General features: G+C 61.8%; 13 protein-coding genes and 1 pseudogene. 9 read left to right on the top strand and 5 right to left on the bottom strand.

All coding sequences use genetic code 11. The features are described 5' to 3' along the window. The first annotated feature begins 99 nt into the window (after positions 1–99). Entirely contained in the window at positions 100–771 is a 672-nt protein-coding gene (locus ACMFWR_RS04525; protein WP_413193822.1) for a glutathione S-transferase, read from the top strand. A gap of 207 nt (positions 772–978) precedes the next feature. After that, positions 979–1,875 (top strand): LysR family transcriptional regulator, encoded by an 897-nt coding sequence (locus tag ACMFWR_RS04520; protein WP_413193821.1) that lies wholly within the window; start codon positions 979–981, stop codon positions 1,873–1,875. Positions 1,876–2,253: 378 nt separating this feature from the next. Here ACMFWR_RS04520 and ACMFWR_RS04515 read toward each other — a convergent pair. Then, positions 2,254–2,997, bottom strand: a pseudogene (locus ACMFWR_RS04515) (S1/P1 nuclease); the annotation flags it as partial. Positions 2,998–3,621: 624 nt separating this feature from the next. Between ACMFWR_RS04515 and ACMFWR_RS04510 the strand changes: the two are divergent. Continuing rightward, positions 3,622–3,996 carry a hypothetical protein gene (locus ACMFWR_RS04510; protein WP_413193820.1) on the top strand — a complete coding sequence of 125 codons (375 nt, stop codon included), beginning with the start codon at positions 3,622–3,624 and terminating at the stop codon, positions 3,994–3,996. A 198-nt stretch (positions 3,997–4,194) separates the two neighbouring features. Here the strand turns inward: ACMFWR_RS04510 and ACMFWR_RS04505 are convergent, their stop codons facing one another. Continuing rightward, the gene (locus tag ACMFWR_RS04505; protein ID WP_413193819.1) at positions 4,195–6,690 is read right to left on the bottom strand and encodes a glycogen/starch/alpha-glucan phosphorylase; all 2,496 of its coding nucleotides are present in this window, start codon (positions 6,688–6,690) and stop codon (positions 4,195–4,197) included. A gap of 435 nt (positions 6,691–7,125) precedes the next feature. On the opposite strand from ACMFWR_RS04505, the gene ACMFWR_RS04500 reads away from it, so the two are divergent. Beyond that, complete coding sequence (locus ACMFWR_RS04500; protein WP_413193818.1) at positions 7,126–7,674, top strand: Spy/CpxP family protein refolding chaperone; 549 nt, start codon at positions 7,126–7,128, stop codon at positions 7,672–7,674. A 63-nt stretch (positions 7,675–7,737) separates the two neighbouring features. After that, positions 7,738–8,010 carry a hypothetical protein gene (locus tag ACMFWR_RS04495; RefSeq protein WP_413193817.1) on the top strand — a complete coding sequence of 91 codons (273 nt, stop codon included), beginning with the start codon at positions 7,738–7,740 and terminating at the stop codon, positions 8,008–8,010. 205 nt (positions 8,011–8,215) lie between these two features. Here the strand turns inward: ACMFWR_RS04495 and ACMFWR_RS04490 are convergent, their stop codons facing one another. Continuing rightward, complete coding sequence (locus ACMFWR_RS04490; protein WP_413193816.1) at positions 8,216–8,848, bottom strand: response regulator; 633 nt, start codon at positions 8,846–8,848, stop codon at positions 8,216–8,218. A 510-nt stretch (positions 8,849–9,358) separates the two neighbouring features. On the opposite strand from ACMFWR_RS04490, the gene ACMFWR_RS04485 reads away from it, so the two are divergent. From ACMFWR_RS04485 to ACMFWR_RS04470, 4 genes are all read left to right on the top strand, one after another. After that, positions 9,359–10,531: an MFS transporter gene (locus tag ACMFWR_RS04485; protein ID WP_413193815.1), complete on the top strand. Its 1,173-nt coding sequence runs from the start codon at positions 9,359–9,361 to the stop codon at positions 10,529–10,531. 362 nt (positions 10,532–10,893) lie between these two features. Then, on the top strand, positions 10,894–11,742 hold the full coding sequence (locus ACMFWR_RS04480; RefSeq protein ID WP_413193814.1) for an EAL domain-containing protein: 849 nt from the start codon (positions 10,894–10,896) through the stop codon (positions 11,740–11,742). A 441-nt stretch (positions 11,743–12,183) separates the two neighbouring features. Further along, positions 12,184–13,269, top strand: a complete 1,086-nt coding sequence (locus ACMFWR_RS04475; protein ID WP_413193813.1) for a BMP family ABC transporter substrate-binding protein — start codon at positions 12,184–12,186, stop codon at positions 13,267–13,269. A gap of 294 nt (positions 13,270–13,563) precedes the next feature. Continuing rightward, entirely contained in the window at positions 13,564–14,736 is a 1,173-nt protein-coding gene (locus tag ACMFWR_RS04470; protein ID WP_413193812.1) for an AGE family epimerase/isomerase, read from the top strand. 212 nt (positions 14,737–14,948) lie between these two features. Here ACMFWR_RS04470 and ACMFWR_RS04465 read toward each other — a convergent pair whose 3' ends face one another. Together ACMFWR_RS04465 and ACMFWR_RS04460 are read right to left on the bottom strand one after the other, a co-directional pair. Further along, positions 14,949–15,869, bottom strand: coding sequence for a carbohydrate kinase family protein (locus ACMFWR_RS04465; RefSeq protein WP_413193811.1), 921 nt, complete (start codon positions 15,867–15,869; stop codon positions 14,949–14,951). Positions 15,870–16,087: 218 nt separating this feature from the next. Beyond that, positions 16,088–16,876, bottom strand: a complete 789-nt coding sequence (locus ACMFWR_RS04460) for a metal ABC transporter permease (RefSeq protein WP_413193810.1) — start codon at positions 16,874–16,876, stop codon at positions 16,088–16,090. Positions 16,877–17,016 lie beyond the last annotated feature (140 nt).

The following is a 17,016-nucleotide window of genomic DNA, read 5'->3' as shown; positions in this document are numbered from 1 at the left end:
TTCGCTCGGGTCCGAATGAATCCCCTAACGCAGGAGGCGTCCCGGCATCATCGGGCGCGGTAGCATAAGCGTCCCATCTTCGATGAGGCGACCGCGCCGATGATCACCGTCCACCACCTGAACAATTCGCGCTCGCAGCGCGTGCTCTGGCTGCTCGAGGAACTGGGCCTAGAGTACGACATCCAGCGCTACCAGCGTGACCCGAAAACGATGCTCGCGCCCAAGGAACTCCGCGCCGTGCATCCGCTTGGCAAGTCACCCGTGATCACCGACAACGGCCTGACCATCGCGGAATCGGGTGCGATCATCGAGTACCTGGTGGATACCTACGGCAATGGCCGCTTCGTCGCTGAGCGCGGCACGCCCGCCTATCTGAAGCAACGCTACTGGCTGCACTATGCCGAAGGCTCGGCGATGCCGGTGCTGTTGCTCAAACTCGTCGCGGCCCGTATCGGCGCCACACCGATGCCGTTCTTCGCGCGCCCCATTGCCCGGAAGATTTCGTCCGGCCTGCAAGGTGGATACATCGATCCGCAACTCGAAACCCACCTTAAATACATTGAAGGTGAACTCGCTGCCACCGGTTGGTTCGCAGGGAACGACTTCACGATTGCCGACGTGCAGATGAGCTTCCCGCTCGAGGCTGCCGCCGCGCGTGGCGGAATGGGATCGCGATTTCCGGCGATCGGCGCCTTTCTCGAACGCATTCATTCGCGCCCTGCCTATGGTCGCGCCCTTGAAAGGGGCGGCGAATACGCACTGCTGCGTTGAATACCCGTGCGCCTTTGCGCGCCGGCGTACTCGCGCGCTGTGGGGGGCGCGTCGAAGCGCCGCTGCTTCGGCTTGCCCGTCCGCAGCAATGCGGACGCGGCAGCCGACACACTGAGCTAGCCTCCCTAAAGGCCCACGCGTCCACATGGCAAAGCGATTTGCACGCGAAGTGAGTTACGATCGGTGCGCAACGAAAGGAGGAACCGCGTGGATCGTCTCCAAGCCATGCAAATCTTTGCACGCGTCGCCGAACAAGGCAGTTTCACGCGAGTGGCCGAACAAATGCGGCTGCCGCGGCCCACGGTCACTCACGCTGTCCAGTATCTCGAGTCGCGCATGCACGTGCGGCTGCTTCAGCGCACGACACGCAAAGTCACCTTGACGGAAGAAGGCGCCGCTTTTTACGAGCGCTGCCTTCGCATTCTCGGCGAGCTCGACGACGCCGAAGCGATGTTCTCCGAAATCTCGGCCGTGCCCCGCGGCACGATTCGCTTCGAGCTGCCCGAGCGCATCGCGCATCGGGTGGTGGTCCCCGCCCTGCCCGCGTTTATGGCGCAGTATCCGGACCTCCGCATCGTGCTCAGCGCATCGGATCGGGTCGCCAACCTCATCGACGAGGGGATCGATTGTGTCGTGCGCGTGGGCGAACTGGTGGACTCAAGTCTCGTTGCGCGGCGCATCTGCACGTGGCCGCAGATCGTTGTGGCCTCTCCTTCTTATATCGAGGAGCACGGTGCGCCCGAGACCATCGAAGATCTTGCCGAACACGTCGCTGTCGGCTTCTTTTCGAGCCGCACCGGACGCGACTTCGACTGGGAATTCATCCAGGACGACAAGGTGCGCCTCGTCAAGATGCGCAGCAATGTGTCGGTCAACAGCGCGGAATCCTATCTGCAATGCTGTCGGCAGGGCCTCGGGCTGATTCAGTTTCCGAACACCGGCATCGTCGACCTGGTCGGTACGGGCGAACTCGTGCAGGTGCTCGAGGATGTCGAAGCCCCCGCCACGCCCGTCTCGTTGCTGTATCCGCACGGCCGGCATCTGCCGCCGCGTGTACGCGTATTCGCCGAGTGGGTTCGCGAACTCATTGCCGAGCGGAAATAGCGGCGATTGCGTTCCCGACAACGTCGCCGGTTTCATTGTCGGTTGCATAGCGGTCGTCGTGCCGAATAGCGCTTCCAGCAGGCTGGCCAATCGTATGCCCGCCCGTGTCAGTTGCTTCGCCACAGCGACCTCCGCGCGCATCACGTCCCGCTTGCGAAGGCGATACGTGACGCGATGTGGATGCTCGTCTTCTTGAAGAGAGCCCGCCTCGTTCGACCTCGCGGTTGAGCCAGGGTCCATGCCTGTGCCTGTGCTCTGGTTCGAGCTTGCACCCGACCGCGCTCGCCCGGGACGTCGAGGTCGCACGGGCCGCAAAGGTCGATAGGCATAGGTACGCGCCATCTCGTACGACTCTCGCGCCCATGATTCGGGATCGAATCGCGTGAGCAAAGCGGGCTCGCTGCTTTGCTGAGCGGCGGCATCGATATCCTCAAGCAACGCATCGGCGATCGCATGCGCCATCGCCGTTCGATCTCTGGGCACCTGATGTTCCCCGAGCGCCCGACCCAGCCGCTCGACCAGCGTCGTGTCCCACAGATGATGAAGCGATTGCGTTCGGGCGCGACCGTGCCCTCTTGCAGGCGACACGTTAGGCGGGAGCGACGGGAGCGACACATGCGTGTCGTTGCCACCCGCGTCATGATCGGTGATCGCGTGCATCGGCTGATGAATATCGCCGACCAGATGCAGCACGAACTGCAACGCGCGCAGTCGCTCCTGTTGCGGCGTCGACGCGTTGGCCAACACCTCGCGAAACTGAATCAGCTTGTCGACGATGCACATCGAATCCGGACCCAACGATGCGGGCATCGCCGGATCAGGAGGCTGACGCCCGAAACAGGCCTTCCTGATGTCGGGGCTGCGTCGATCGAGATCGACGAAGTGCCATTGCCGCGTCACGCGATGCACATCACCCGCCGCGTCGACGTGTGTGTACGCATCACGGTAACGGTCAGCCCATGAGGCCTGGTCACCCATGTCGAGCGGATCCGCGAGCCCGCTTCGATCCGTTGCGAGCCACTGTGTCACACGCTGATGCGCTTCGGGCGAAAGGCGTGCTTCGGCGATGTAGGCAATCACGGCATGACCGGTCCAACCCCATGCGGATGCGGACAGGGGCATGGCGGCCGCCGAAACGAAGACAAGGGCCGAAACCAGCGCAACAACCATCGACCGGCGCCGCCCAAGAACCCGCTCAAGCATCCACTTGGGAACCCGCGCGGATCCCTTGTCGGCCATCGCGGTCGCCCGATCCTCATCGTCGCACCGATTGCACGATCCTCCAACGCGCAAGCGCGCAGCCCTGGCGCGCAAGCAGACCCCTTCAAGGCATGACGCACTGGCCACGAGTGGCTCCTGACTAAGAAGCAAACTCGATGTTATCGACCGAACCACTTTCGCGCTTGATGATTCCGATCCACTTGCGGCGAGCGTGCGCCGCGTTGACCTTAATCGGGGAATGGAGATCGGGAGACGTACATTTCAGAGCGATTGACCCCTGCATCAACCGTGGCAAAAGACCTCATCCCGCAACGGGGATTGTGGCCATACCAAGCCCCCGAATAAGACGTAAGCCCTTGGCGTAATTAGGATTTATTGAAAACATCGAAGAGCCGGAGATCGATCGTGCCCGACTCTGTTGCGAATTCCTGAACAGTGATTACCAGTTTCAGGCATTTATCAAAGTGGGGCTCGCGCGAGACAATCCGTGCCATAGATCAAAATCAATATCAATAGGGTCTCGCCATGAACGCCTCACTTTACTGTCCACTAGCTCCCCCGGCCACTTCGCCCGCCAAGGGCAAGGACCAATCCGACGCGCCGCGCAAGCAACGCGAACCGAAGCTCGAACCGGAACATCACGCCGCCGTCCATTCGCATGGCCCGGTGCCGACGCGTCTGATGCTCGCCGTGACCGCGACGTTGATGGTCGCCTTCCTCGGCATCGTCAGCGCGATCATGCTGGATGACGCGGTCAAGGGTTCGTCGTTCTCGACGGAACCTGCAGGTGTATCGACGGATGCAGCGCTGCCGGCTGCCGAAGCAATCGCCAACTGGATCGACACCGACCCGGTCGCGCAAAACGCGACGCGTGCGGTGCTCGTGACGTATTCGCACTGATCTGTACGAACGCGCACAATGCCTCGCATGCGTACGCTTGCTGAACTGAGCCTGACCTGCATGACTTCGCCGCCTGACCTTCCGTCACGCGCACTTTCGTTGCACCCGTTGTTGCCCAGTCTGATTGCCCTGACCACGCGTTGAGCGTGAGCCAGGCCGAGCCCATGCGGACCCCGGCCAGGCGCATCTGAAGCAAATTCAAAGCAAAGGTACGGATACCGGCGAGATCTTCCAGATCTTGGTGGCGTAGTCTTCGATCGAACGATCCGACGAGAACTTACCCGAGCGCGCGACGTTGAGCACGGACATGCGTGTCCATCGTGCGACGTCCCGGTAGGCTTCATCGACTTCGAGCTGACACGCCGAATACGACGCATAGTCTGCCGCGAGCATGTACGGATCGTGCCAGACGAGGCTGTCGACGATGGGCTTGAACAGCTCGGTGTCGCCGCGCGAGAACAAGCCGTTGCGAATCAGTTCAACGACGGCATAGAGCTCCGGATTGGCGTCGATCACGTCCCGCGCGACATAGCCTGCGCGGCGGCGTGCGTCGACCTCCGCAGCCGTCATACCGAACGTGAAGAAGTTCTCCGAACCGACTTCCTCGCAGATCTCGATGTTCGCGCCGTCCATCGTGCCGATCGTCAGCGCACCGTTCATCGCGAACTTCATATTGCCGGTGCCCGACGCTTCCTTGCCGGCCAGCGAGATCTGCTCCGAAAGGTCCGCGCCCGGATAGATGCGCTGACCCGTCGTCACGCTGAAGTTCGGCATGAACACAACCTTGAGCCGGCCTCGCACCTCAGGATCGTTGTTGATCACGTCGCCCACCGCCGTGATCATCTTGATCATCAGCTTGGCCATGAAATACCCCGGCGCGGCCTTGCCACTGAAGATGAACGTACGCGGCAGGATATCGGCACCGGGGTTCGACTTGAGCCGGTGATACATCGCGATGATCTGCAAAACTGCCAGATGCTGGCGCTTGTATTCGTGGATGCGCTTGACCTGCACATCGAACATCGAGTCCGGGTTCACTTCGATGCCCGTGCGCTTGCCGATCAACTCGGCGAGCTGGGTCTTGTTGGACCGTTTGATCTCGCGCCAGCGCGCACAGAATGCCGGATCCTCCGCGTAGCGCTCGAGCTCGCGCAAACCATCGAGGTCGCGAATCCATGCATCACCAATCGTGTCGTGCAGCAACTCCGTCATGCGCGGGTTGGACAAGGCGATCCAGCGGCGCGGTGTCACGCCATTGGTCACCGAATGAAACTTGTTCGGCCACAACGCGTAGAAGTCGGCGAGCACATCCTGCTTGAGCAGGTCCGAGTGCAGCGTCGCCACGCCATTGATCGCGTAGCTGCCCACGCTGGCCAGATGGGCCATGCGCACATAGCGCTCGCCGCTTTCATCGATCAGCGAGAGGGCTCGCACCTTTGCATCGTCACCGAGGAACGCGACGCGCACGTCGTGAAGGAAGCGGTCGTTGATCTCGAAGATGATGTCGAGGTGACGCGGCAACACGCGGCGGAACAACTCGAGCGGCCAGCGCTCGAGTGCTTCGGGCAACAGCGTGTGATTGGTGTAGCCGAACGTGCGTGTGGTGATCGCCCACGCCTCGTCCCACGGCATGACGTATTCGTCGACAAGGATACGCATGAGCTCGGCCACACCGATGGCCGGATGCGTATCGTTGAGCTGTACCGCGAACTTCTCGTGGAAGCGATCGATCGAGATGCCCTGCCCGCTGAGAATGCGGAACATGTCCTGCAGCGAGCAAGCCACAAAGAAGTATTGCTGCTCGAGGCGCAGTTCCTTGCCTTGCGGTGTCTCGTCGTTCGGATAGAGGATCTTCGACAGATTCTCCGACGTGACCTTCTTGTTGACGGCGCCCATATAGTCGCCGCGATTGAACACTTCGAAGTCGAACGACTGCGTCGCCTCCGCGCTCCAGAGCCGCAAGGTGTTGGCCGTGTTGACGCGATAGCCGAGTATCGGTGAATCGAACGGCACGCCGACCACCGTCTTGGCCGGCACCCAGCGCACGCGAAGACGATCCTCTGCATCGGTGTACGTTTCCGTATAACCACCGATCTTCACTTCGACCGACCACTCCGGACGCCGGATCTCCCACGGGTTGCCGTAGCGCAGCCAGTTATCGGTATTCTCGACCTGCCATCCATCGCGCAGCGTCTGGTAAAAGATACCGTGCTCGTAACGGATCCCGTACCCAAGCGCAGGTAACTCGAGCGCCGCCAGCGAATCGATAAAGCATGCGGCCAGACGACCCAGGCCACCGTTGCCGAGACCGGGTTCGGCCTCCTGCTCGAGCAGTTCATCGAGATCGAGGCCGAGTTCGGCGACTGCCTGGCGGATTTCGTCGAAGATGCCGAGGTTGATCAGGTTGTTGCCCAGCGACGGTCCCATGAGGAACTCGGCTGACAAATAGCTGACCGTTCGCGATGCATTCTCGGTGTAGGCCGAGGCGGTGCTCACCCAGCGATACAGCAGACGGTCTCGCACCGTGTACGACAGCGCGAGGTAGTAGTCCATCTGCGTGGCGACCTGCAGGAATTTGCCCTGTGTATAGAACAGGTTATCGAGGAACGCGCGCTTGAATGAATCCTTGCTCAGCGACGTTCTATCGTTCTCACTCGTATGCGCGAGGTCTGCCGACAATTCGGTAGGGCTCATCAAGTAGCTCCTGCGAAGTGGGGGGACTGTGACCGGACACAGGGTCTGCCGGCACGAGACGCCTATCGTAGCGCGTCATATTCCGTAACGTCGAATTTCATCGTCAAGCAGCACGGTTCGGGCCGGGAATCGTAATTGCTTGTTCAAGCTGGCTTATTTCGTCAAAGCGTCAATCAAGAGTGCAACACTTGTAACGCCCGTCAACGTGAGAGTCCGCTCACGCGTCAAACGGCGCAAGGGGCGGAGATTATTTTCAGCCCCCGACGGTTCGGCGCGAATGGTGAGCCGGGTGTCGCAACCCCTGCATATGCGTGCAGGAATTGCATCCCCCGGCCGGCAGTTTCCAGTCGCGTCACGCACGTTGAAGCGCGGCGATGCCGCCGGCACCGGACGCAACAACTGCAACTCTTGAAGACCATCCAAGAAGGAGAATCCATGAAACTGGTACTCGCAACTCTCGCCGCCGCATCATCCCTCGCCTTTGCATCGGGCGCATTCGCTCAAACAGCGGCGAGTGCACCGGCTGCAGCTTCGGGCGCACCGGCGGCCACCGCCGCCAAGATCGCCAAGTTCGATCAAAAGGCCGACAAGCACATTGAGGACCGGATCAAGGAACTGCATACGAAGCTCCAGATTACGCCTGCGCAAGAAGATCTGTGGGGCAAGGTCGCCGACACGATGCGCTCGACATCGCAACATATGCGCGAACTCTATGAACAGCGTATGGCACAGACCGACAAGTTCAATGCGGTCGATGACCTCAAGTCGTACGCCGACCTGGCACAAGCTCACGCCGATAGCGTGAAGAGCGTCGAGACGGCATTCGAGCCGCTGTACGCCGCCCTGTCGGATACGCAAAAGAAGGCAGCGGATGAAGCCTTCCATCACACGGGTGAGCATGGCATGGGCAAGCCGGCCAAGCATCCGATGAAGCCGAAGGCCGCGCCGGCCGAGGCTGCTTCGGGCGCCGCGAAGGCTCAATAAGGCGGCACGCCTGTTGAGCGTTTCGGTGGCTCGCGGTCACGACATCCGTAAGGGAGATTGAATATGAAGAAGTGGATAGTGCTCAGTGCGCTTGGCATTGCGGCTGCCGGGGCAAGCCTGGCCGCATCGGCGCACGTTGACCTCAACATCGGCATCGGCTTGCCGGGTGTCGTGGCGGCCCCGCCGCCGGTGGTGTACCAGCCGGCGTATGCACCGCCGCCCCCGGTGGTCTACTACGGTGGCGACCGCTGGCACAACCCGCCGCCGCGCGACTGGCACCACGATCATTGGGATCATGGCCATGACCACGGTCACTGGGACCACGATCGGCACTAAGCTGTGGTTAAGTCGTGGTTAAGTAGTGATTAAGTCGTGAAGCAGGCGGAGGTATGTACCTCCGCCTGTTACGTATCACCGCGATGACATGCAGCACATGCGGCCCCTCGCGTGTCGCGACGCCTCTCAAGCTGTGGCGTCCCACGCGCACTCCTCCAGACACATCGTCCCGCCACCCGCGCCTGCCGGCGGCAACCGTATGTCTTCAGTCAATCAGGTGGTTGGCGCGTGAGAGTTCGGTCAGCTCGAACACGGACCCCGCTTCGAGCTTCTTCATCAGCCGCATCTTGTAAGTGCTGACGGTCTTGTCGCTGATCAGCAAGCGATCGGCAATATCCTTGTTGTTGAATCCCCTCGACACGTACCGAAGCACCTCGAGTTCGCGCTGCGACAAATCCCGCAGCCTGAGATCCTTGTCGCTGAGCCGGTACTCGTAGATGCACTGCGAGAAACACTGGTAGCCCGAAATCACGATGCGCATCGAGGTCAGCACCTCTTTCACGTCGCGCAGCTTGCTCACGAAACCATTGGCGCCTGCGGCACGCACGCGCGTGCCCATCACGCGTTCGTCCTTCGCCGACAGCACAAGGATCGGCAAGCGGCTCCCCTGGGATCGTAAGCGCTCGAGCACCGACAGCCCGTCGAGTTTCGGCAATTCAAGATCAAGCACCATCATGTCGGGTCGACACCGCGCGATCAGCCGCAGCGCTTCTTCGCCATCGGGAGCCTGCCCGACGACTTCGAACTCCCCGCTGCGCTCGAACTCGCATTCGAGCGTCATCCGAATGATCGGATGGTCATCGACGACGATGACTCTCTTTTTCTTCGTGGCATTCATGGCGTTAAGCGTCCTATAGCGTGTCCGATGGTGATGTCACCTCGCGTCCCGCGCGGGCTGACGCACTCTTGCCTCCGCTGCGGCGGTCCTTTGGGCAGTGGATCGGCCAATTCCTATGACTTAAAGCAGCACGATTTTTTGCTCCGCCCGACATGACGCAAAAAAGAGAGAACACCTCGACAACGCTCGGGCGAGTCCGATTACTCGGCGCGACATTTCCTAATTCGCGCTCAGTCAAATGCCACGCGCCTCAGACTCGCCTGATTCCGGCGTATCGGCTTGCTTAAATAGGTGATGGGATGAAGTCGGCGGTCGGGGAAGGTGTCCGTGCGCGCCACGGAAGGGGTTGAACAAGCGGGATGTTGATATTGCGCCACGCTCCCTGCCGCAATGCAGCATTCATGCAGCAAACGTTTAACTCATCCCGTAGAATCGCAGGCGATGCGCGCATTTCCGCGCGTCCGGCCAATCATCCGCTCGCCGGCGGGGCCGCCTTCCCTGTTTGCTGCCATGCCCCTCGCCCTGATCGCCCTCGCCATCGCCGCCTTTGGCGTCGGCACGTCTGAATTCGTCATCATGGGGCTGCTGCCCGATGTCGCTCAAAATCTGGGCGTCTCGATTCCGTCGGCCGGAATGCTCGTGACCGGGTATGCGCTCGGCGTCACGATCGGAGCGCCGATCGTCGCGATGGCAACGGCAAACGTGGCGCGCAAGCGCGCGCTGATGGGTCTGATCACGCTGTTCATCTTTGGCAATGCGCTCTGCGCGATCGCGCCGAACTACACGATCCTGATGCTCGCGCGCATCGTCACTGCTTTCGGACACGGTGCTTTCTTCGGTATCGGCTCGGTCGTCGCGGCGAGCCTCGTCGCACCGAACAAGCGCGCGCAGGCGGTTGCGCTGATGTTCACCGGCCTGACGCTGGCCAACGTGCTCGGCGTGCCACTCGGCACGGCACTGGGGCAATACGCGGGCTGGCGCGCGCCGTTCTGGGTGGTCAGCGTCATCGCGCTGCTCGCCGCGGCGGCCGTCGCGTTCTGGGTGCCGTCGAACATCGAGATGCAGCGCACGAGTCTCAAACGCGAATTCCGGGTGCTGCGCGACCCGCAAGTGCTGATGGTCCTCGGCGGGAGCGCGCTGGCTTCCGCGAGTCTCTTCTCGGTGTTCACGTACATCACGCCGATCCTCGAAGATATTGCAGGCCTGACACCGCATGCGGTGACGCTCGCCCTGCTTACCTTCGGCCTCGGGCTGACCGCGGGCAGCACGCTCGGCGGTCGGCTCGCCGACTGGCGCCTGATGCCGTCGCTGCTCGCGTTCCTCGGCGCGCTCGCGGTCGTGCTCGTGGTCTTCACCGTGACGATGCACGAACCCCTGTCCGCCGTGGTCACGCTGCTCGTCTGGGGCATGTTCGGCTTTGCCATCGTGCCGCCGCTTCAGCTGCGTGTAGTCGACAAGGCCAACGACGCACCGAACCTCGCCGCCACGCTCAACCAGGGCGCGTTCAACCTCGGCAATGCGACCGGCGCGTGGCTCGGCGGCGCGGCCATCACGGCCGGCGTCTCGCTGACGTCCCTGCCATGGGTCGGCGTCGTCTGCGTGCTGCTCTCGCTCGGCGTCATGGGCACGTCGGCGTGGATGGAACGTCGCGGCACCGCCGTCGCACCGTCAAGCGCGTCGTAACAGCGGCGCCTGCAGCAGCCGACGACTACCGGGTATCGCGTCGCCCATCGCCAGCGCGCGACGCGCCCCGTCGGCCCCGCATCACTGACACACCGGTTGGCTGAATCCGACACCTCTGTCAGCCGCGTGTCGTCATCCACGTATACCCTTAAACAGCCCCCATTTGTATTTGACGCCTTCTTGCTGCATTGCGATTGGGGATAACGTGGCCCCTTGCGCATCGCAGCCGCCGTCATGAGCTTCGCGGGTGGCGGCATCGATGCATATTCGTAAAAAGTTGCGGCACACAACGGCGGCGCTGCTAGGATAGGTCCCCTTTGCACGTCCGTTCCGCACGCCCGTTCGTGCCCTGATCGCGCTCCATGACCATTCATTCCACCAGCGAGCTGCTTGAGCTTGCCGCATCCCATCCGCAACTCGCCGGCGCCCTGCATGCGGGCGAGAACGGGAGCGTCGAAGCGAGCGCGCAGGGCGTCGAGCTGAGCAGCGAGTACCTCGCGATCTACGACCTGGCCTCGTACGCGTCGTCGGGCGCGCCGGCCATGTCGGGTGTCGGAGAGTTCGGCGACGAGGTCGGCTTTGAGGCGAAGCTCAAGGCGCGCGACTCGGCGACGGGTCAAATCCTGTCGCTGCCCGACCTGTTCGCCACGATCCGCGACGACCAGCAACTGGTTTCGCTGGACCGTCTGGCCCGCGCGCTTCACGCGATCAATTTCTTTGGACAGCACCGCAACGGCCTGCTGTTCCTCAACGTCCACGAGCGCCTGCTCAAGAGCGTGCGCTATGACCACGGACGGTATTTCTCGCTGGTGTTGCTCTCGTTCGGTTTAAACCCCGGACGCATCGTGATCGAGATTCCCGAAGCGGCATCGGCGCACAAGACCTTCCTCGGCTATCTGACCAAGAGCTATCAAAGCTATGGCTTCAAGGTCGCCGGCAATCTCTCGAATGCCGGGCAGATTCTTTCCGCCGCCGAGAGCCGGCTCGATTTCGTGAAGATCGATACGTCCGCGGCCATTCGCGATTCGATGGTCAAGCCGCTCGTCGGCTATGCGAACCGGCTCAAGGTGCCGCTGATCTTCAAGCGTATCCGGGATGAAGCCCAATTCAGGCTGCTGCGCCAGTACGACGTGCGCTACGTCGAGGGCGACTACCTGTCGACGCTGGCCACCGACGATCACGGTCCGCACGATCTCAGCGAGTGGATGTAAGAGTCCGGCCCGCCTGACGCTTCGGGCATCGCTCGCTGACCTCCTTCCAAAGTGAGCGGCTTGCATCGGCGTCGCACTCCGGCATCGCGTCATTGCCGGTTGCCTGCTCGCCCTCTCGGTCGCCGGCGCCGAAGGTCCGAGAGATTGCATCGGTGTCGGATCTGACGACGCAAACAACCCACCCTTCGCGTTTTCCGCGTCTTCCATTCGGGTAAGTCCGCTTGGCGAGTGCGATTTGCCTCAGCAAACTGGAGCCCGCGCCGGGCCGGATTCAGAGCGCCTCTATCCGTTCAGCCATATAGGCGGAATTTGATCGCATGGCCCGCAGCTTGCTTTGCCTTTCGCGCTGTTTGCGGCACGGCCGCGTCGCGGGGACAACGGGGCGATGCGCGCGGGGTGTCCGCTGCCACAACGACATATATCACTCGACCGGAGATCGGAATGACAAGAAAGCTTCACAAGATGCTCGCGGCCACGACGGCCGCACTCGCGCTCGGCGCGCTCGCGCCGGCTGCCAGCGCCGCACCGGTGGGAGTGGCGTTCGCTTACCTCGGCAACCCGGGCGACGCGGGCTGGACGTACGCGCACGAACAGGGCGTCAAGGAAGTCGAGAAGAAGTTCGGCGACAAGATCAAGGTGACCCGCGTCGAGAACGTGCCCGAATCGGCCGACTCGGAACGTGTGTTCCGCGACCTCGCAACGAAGGACAACAAGATCATCTTCGGTACGAGCTTCGGCTATCAGGACTTTGAACTCAAGGTCGCACAGGACTTCCCTGACCAGGTCTTCCTGCACGCGACGGGCTTCAAGAAGGCGCCGAACTTCGGCACCTATGACGTGCGCACGTATCAGAGCGCCTACCTCGCCGGCGTCGCCGCGGGCTACACGACCAAGTCGAACGTGCTCGGCTTCGTCGCGTCGGTTCCGGTGCCTGAGGTCGTGCGTAACATCAACGCGTTCACACTCGGCGCGCGCTCGGTCAACCCGAAGGTCACGACCAAGCTCGTGTGGATCAACAGCTGGTTCGATCCGGGCAAGGAAAAGCAAGCGGCTGAAACGCTGATCGGCCAGGGTGCCGACGTGCTGATCCAGAACACGGACTCGACGGCGACGATGCAGACTGCCGAAGAGAAGAAGATCCATGCGATCGGCTGGGATTCGGACATGAAGAAGTTCGGCCCGAATGCACAGCTCGGTGCGTGCGTGAGCCACTGGGGCGTCTACTACACGTGGGTGATCGAGCAGGTGCTCGCAGGCAAGTGGAAGAACACGCCGATCTGGTGGGGCCTCAAGGAAAAGGCACTCGACTTTGAAGACATCAACACCGATGCCGTTTCGTCGAATGCGCAGAAGGCCATCAGCGACAAGCGCAATGACATCGCGGGCGGGAAGTTCGACGTGTTCGCCGGTCCGATCAAGGATCAGTCGGGCGCCGTCAAGATCGCCAAGGGCGCGACGCTCACCGATCCGGAACTGCAACGTCTGAACTGGTTTGTTGAAGGCGTCGAGGGTTCGCTGCCGAAGTAAGCCTGCGCCGCCGGCGCACGTCCATCAAGACCTGAGTCGTATCCAGGCCGCCACGCTCAAACGTGGCGGCCTTTTCTTTGGCACAAACGTGGTGCAGCGCAAGTGCGTCTCGCGTTGCTTGCGCACGCGCGTGGCGCATGCCAGTGAAAGGCGCGCCGCGACAGCGCATGCCGTTCTGGCGCTCCGATCGGCTTGCTGGTTTAGAATGCCCTGCCGCACGTCTGCCTGACCGGTCTGCCTGATCGACAGCGACAGACGCGCAACGCCCCACTCTCCCGACACTGCACGAAGACGATGCCCAACTTCCGCTCCCGCGAATTCCTGGTCGACCATATTGCCCGCACGATGGCGTTCTACCATCCGTCCTGTATCGATCCGGCGGGCGGATTCTTTCACTTCTTCCGTGACGACGGCAGCATCTATGACCGCGCCACGCGTCACCTCGTGTCGAGCACGCGCTTCGTGTTCAACTACGCGATGGCCTACAAGCAGTTCGGTCTCGACGAGTACCTCGGCGGTGTGCGCCACGGCGTCAATTTCCTGCGCGAAGTGCATCGCAATCCGCAAACGGGCGGGTATGCGTGGCAGCTCAAGGACGGCGAGGTCGAAGACGGCACGAATCACTGCTATGGCCTCGCGTTCGTCGTGCTCGCTTATTCGAAGGCCATCGAAGCGGGTATCGTCGAAGCGCGCGAGTACTTGAGCGAAACGTGGGATCTCATGGAGAAACACTTCTGGGATCCGCAATACGGTCTCTACGCCGACGAAGCGACAGTCGACTGGCAAGTGTCGGACTACCGCGGCCAGAACGCGAACATGCATGCGTGTGAAGCCATGCTCGCTGCTTACGAGGCGACCAATGAGGCGCGTTATCTCGAACGTGCGAAGCTGCTTGCAGACAATATGGTCAACCGGCAGGCCAAGCTCGCCGATGGCCTCGTCTGGGAGCACTACAACAAGGACTGGTCGGTCGACTGGGAATACAACAAGGGCGATCGCTCGAATATCTTCCGTCCTTGGGGCTATCAGCCGGGTCACCAGACCGAATGGGCGAAGCTGCTGCTGATTCTCGATCGTCATGCCCCGGCTGACTGGCACGTGCCGCGTGCACGCGAGCTGTTCGACCGCGCAGTTGAACTCTCGTGGGACTCGCGTCATGGCGGACTCGTCTACGGCTTCGACACCGAAGGCCAGTTCTATGACGAAGACAAGTACTTCTGGGTGCAGGCCGAGTCACTCGCAACGGCGGCGTTGCTCGCAGACCGCACGGGCGACGAAGCTTACTGGCAGTGGTACGACAAAATCTGGGACTACTCGTGGACGCACTTCGTCGACCACAAGTACGGCGCGTGGTACCGGATCCTGACGCCGGACAATCGCAAATACAGCGACGAAAAGAGCCCGGCGGGCAAGGTCGACTACCACACGATGGGCGCGTGCTACGAGGTCATGAACGTCATTCGTTGAGCCATCCGGGTCGGAGGGCAATGTGTTGTGACTTCACCCCAACGAACCGCGTCGCGGCAAGGCGTTCCTGCGCGACGCATCGACTTTTGAGTGCAGCCACGATGGATTCGGCTCAAAGCATTGAAGTTTCGGCGGAGGAATCGTTCCGCTGAATACAGGCTTCAGCCGCGCCGCGCGAGGCTTTCAACTCGCGCTTGCATGCGGCCAACCGATCAGGCCGATACCGCGATCAACGCTTCGACTTCGGCGTGCGTCGGCGCATAAGCGCCCGTGTGCGAGCAGACCACCGCGGCAGTCGCGGCGGCGAATTGAAGGTGCCGCTGCCAGCCCGCATCTGGCTGCTGCAGCATGCTCGTGATCAGACCGCCGATGCATGAGTCGCCCGCGCCGACCGTGTCGGCCACCGTGACACGGCTTGCCGGTTGAACATATTCGCCATCCGGCGTGTAGAGCGTGATGCCTTCGCTGCCGCGCGTGTACACGATCAACGCCTTCGGCGCGATGTTGCGCAGACGAGCGAGCGAATCGGCCGGCGTGGCATCAGGATAGATGCGCAGAATGTCTTCGTCCGACAGCTTGATGATGTCGGACAGGCCGGCCATGCGCTCGACGAAGGCCGGAAAGTCCGGTCCCATCAGGTTGCGCCAGTTCGGATCGAAGCTGATCTTTGCGCCGTGGGTCTTGAGCATCTCGGCAATCGTCACGAGGCGTGCGGCCAGCGGCTGACGCACAAGGCTGATGCAGCCGAAGTGGGCGATCTCACACGCGTCGAGCCAGCCCTCAGGCAGCTTGCGTTCGTCGAATGCGAGGTCTGCAGTATCGGTGCCGAGGAAAAAGTATTCGGGCGGATTCGCGTTGTGGACGATGGCCATGAATGGCGGCTTGTTCACGACCTGCAGGAAGCGCATGTCGAGGTTGGCCGCGACCGACTTCTCGACGATCTCCTTGCCAAACAAATCGTCGCTGACCGCGCCGCCCCAGCCCGTCGGCAAGCCCAGCGTCGCCGCGACACGCGCTACGTTCCAGCACGAACCGCCTGCCGCGCTCTGCCAGGTGTTGTCACCCGTGCGGACGAAATCGGTCAGGGCTTCGCCAAATACGAGCAGGCGGGGCAAGGCTGCAACTGTGGTCATGGTCGGGAGTCGGAAGCGATCGATGGATAAAAGCGCGAATCACGCGTAGGCAAGATGATACCAAGCAGGCCGGTGTGCACGCTGTCGCATACACACCCGACGGCTCACCATCGCGTTTGCCCGGTACACGCAGTCTTCGTCGCAGTGCAGCGGACGAATGCGATTCCCCGCGTCAGGGGCCAGTGATGGTGATGATGGTGACGTGTGCGCGCTACCGATTAACTTCTGCCTCGCATGGGCAAGCTGATGCCATAGGCCAGCGCGGAAAGCAGCGTGATCCAGAAGCTGCTCGGCCAGTCGGTATAGAACGCAAGCGTGATGCCGAGCCACGCCTCGGCTAGCGCGAGTACCGCGGCCAACACGATGCCCGTCGACAAACGGGTCGTCATGTTCTGCGCGGCGGCGGCCGGGCCGACCATCAGCGTGAAGACCAGCAGCACGCCGACGATCTGCGCGCACTCCGCGACGGCGACCGACACGATCACGAGAAACAGAATCGACACCGTGCGCAGCGAAACGCCCTTCGCTTCGGCAAGCTCGGGCTGCAACGTCGCGAACAACAAGGGCCGGCCCATCGCGGCCAATGCAGCAAGACACAACACGCCGAGCGCGACGAGTATCTTGAGCGTGTCGCGGCTCACACCGAGCACGTTCCCGAACAGCAGCGCCGTGACCTGCGTCGCGTACGCCGTGAAGAAATGCAGAAACAGCAAACCGAAACCGAGCGACAGTGACAGGATCATGCCGATCGCGAGATCCCTGCCGGCGAGGCGCTCGCCCAGCGCGCCCATGCCGATGCCGGCGAGCACGGTGAAACCGATGAGGCCCCAGAGCGGCGATACGCCAATCAACACCGCGCCCGTCGCGCCGGTAAAGCCCACGTGCGACAACGCATGACCCGCGAAGGTCTGTCCGCGCATGATCAGGAAAAAGCCCACGATGCCCGCCACCAGCGCGACGATGCCCGCCGCCGCAAAGGCGTTCACCATAAAATCATAGGCAAACATTCGGCGCCCTTTTTAAATCGTTATCGAGCTCGAATAATCGAATATTCATTGGCAGCAATAAATGGATTTGAGCCAGTTATTTTTACGGTGTTGTGCTGATTGAGCGTTTTAGCGTATCCGGCGTATTCACTTAATGCGAG

Origin of the sequence: Pararobbsia alpina, assembly GCF_965118125.1 — a bacterium.
GTDB classification, from domain to species: Bacteria; Pseudomonadota; Gammaproteobacteria; order Burkholderiales; family Burkholderiaceae; genus Pararobbsia; species Pararobbsia alpina_A.
The sequence above is the reverse complement of the archived record's forward strand: the minus strand, read 5'-3'. Positions and strand labels throughout refer to the sequence as shown.

Bases quoted from the DNA above. Each gene is read 5' to 3' on its own strand.
- ACMFWR_RS04525 (WP_413193822.1), top strand. From the start codon at position 100: ATGATCACCGTCCACCACCTGAACAATTCGCGCTCGCAGCGCGTGCTC.
- ACMFWR_RS04510 (WP_413193820.1), top strand. From the start codon at position 3,622: ATGAACGCCTCACTTTACTGTCCACTAGCTCCCCCGGCCACTTCGCCC.
- ACMFWR_RS04505 (WP_413193819.1), bottom strand. From the start codon at position 6,690: ATGAGCCCTACCGAATTGTCGGCAGACCTCGCGCATACGAGTGAGAAC.
- ACMFWR_RS04500 (WP_413193818.1), top strand. From the start codon at position 7,126: ATGAAACTGGTACTCGCAACTCTCGCCGCCGCATCATCCCTCGCCTTT.
- ACMFWR_RS04495 (WP_413193817.1), top strand. From the start codon at position 7,738: ATGAAGAAGTGGATAGTGCTCAGTGCGCTTGGCATTGCGGCTGCCGGG.
- ACMFWR_RS04490 (WP_413193816.1), bottom strand. From the start codon at position 8,848: ATGAATGCCACGAAGAAAAAGAGAGTCATCGTCGTCGATGACCATCCG.
- ACMFWR_RS04485 (WP_413193815.1), top strand. From the start codon at position 9,359: ATGCCCCTCGCCCTGATCGCCCTCGCCATCGCCGCCTTTGGCGTCGGC.
- ACMFWR_RS04480 (WP_413193814.1), top strand. From the start codon at position 10,894: ATGACCATTCATTCCACCAGCGAGCTGCTTGAGCTTGCCGCATCCCAT.
- ACMFWR_RS04475 (WP_413193813.1), top strand. From the start codon at position 12,184: ATGACAAGAAAGCTTCACAAGATGCTCGCGGCCACGACGGCCGCACTC.
- ACMFWR_RS04470 (WP_413193812.1), top strand. From the start codon at position 13,564: ATGCCCAACTTCCGCTCCCGCGAATTCCTGGTCGACCATATTGCCCGC.
- ACMFWR_RS04465 (WP_413193811.1), bottom strand. From the start codon at position 15,869: ATGACCACAGTTGCAGCCTTGCCCCGCCTGCTCGTATTTGGCGAAGCC.
- ACMFWR_RS04460 (WP_413193810.1), bottom strand. From the start codon at position 16,876: ATGTTTGCCTATGATTTTATGGTGAACGCCTTTGCGGCGGCGGGCATC.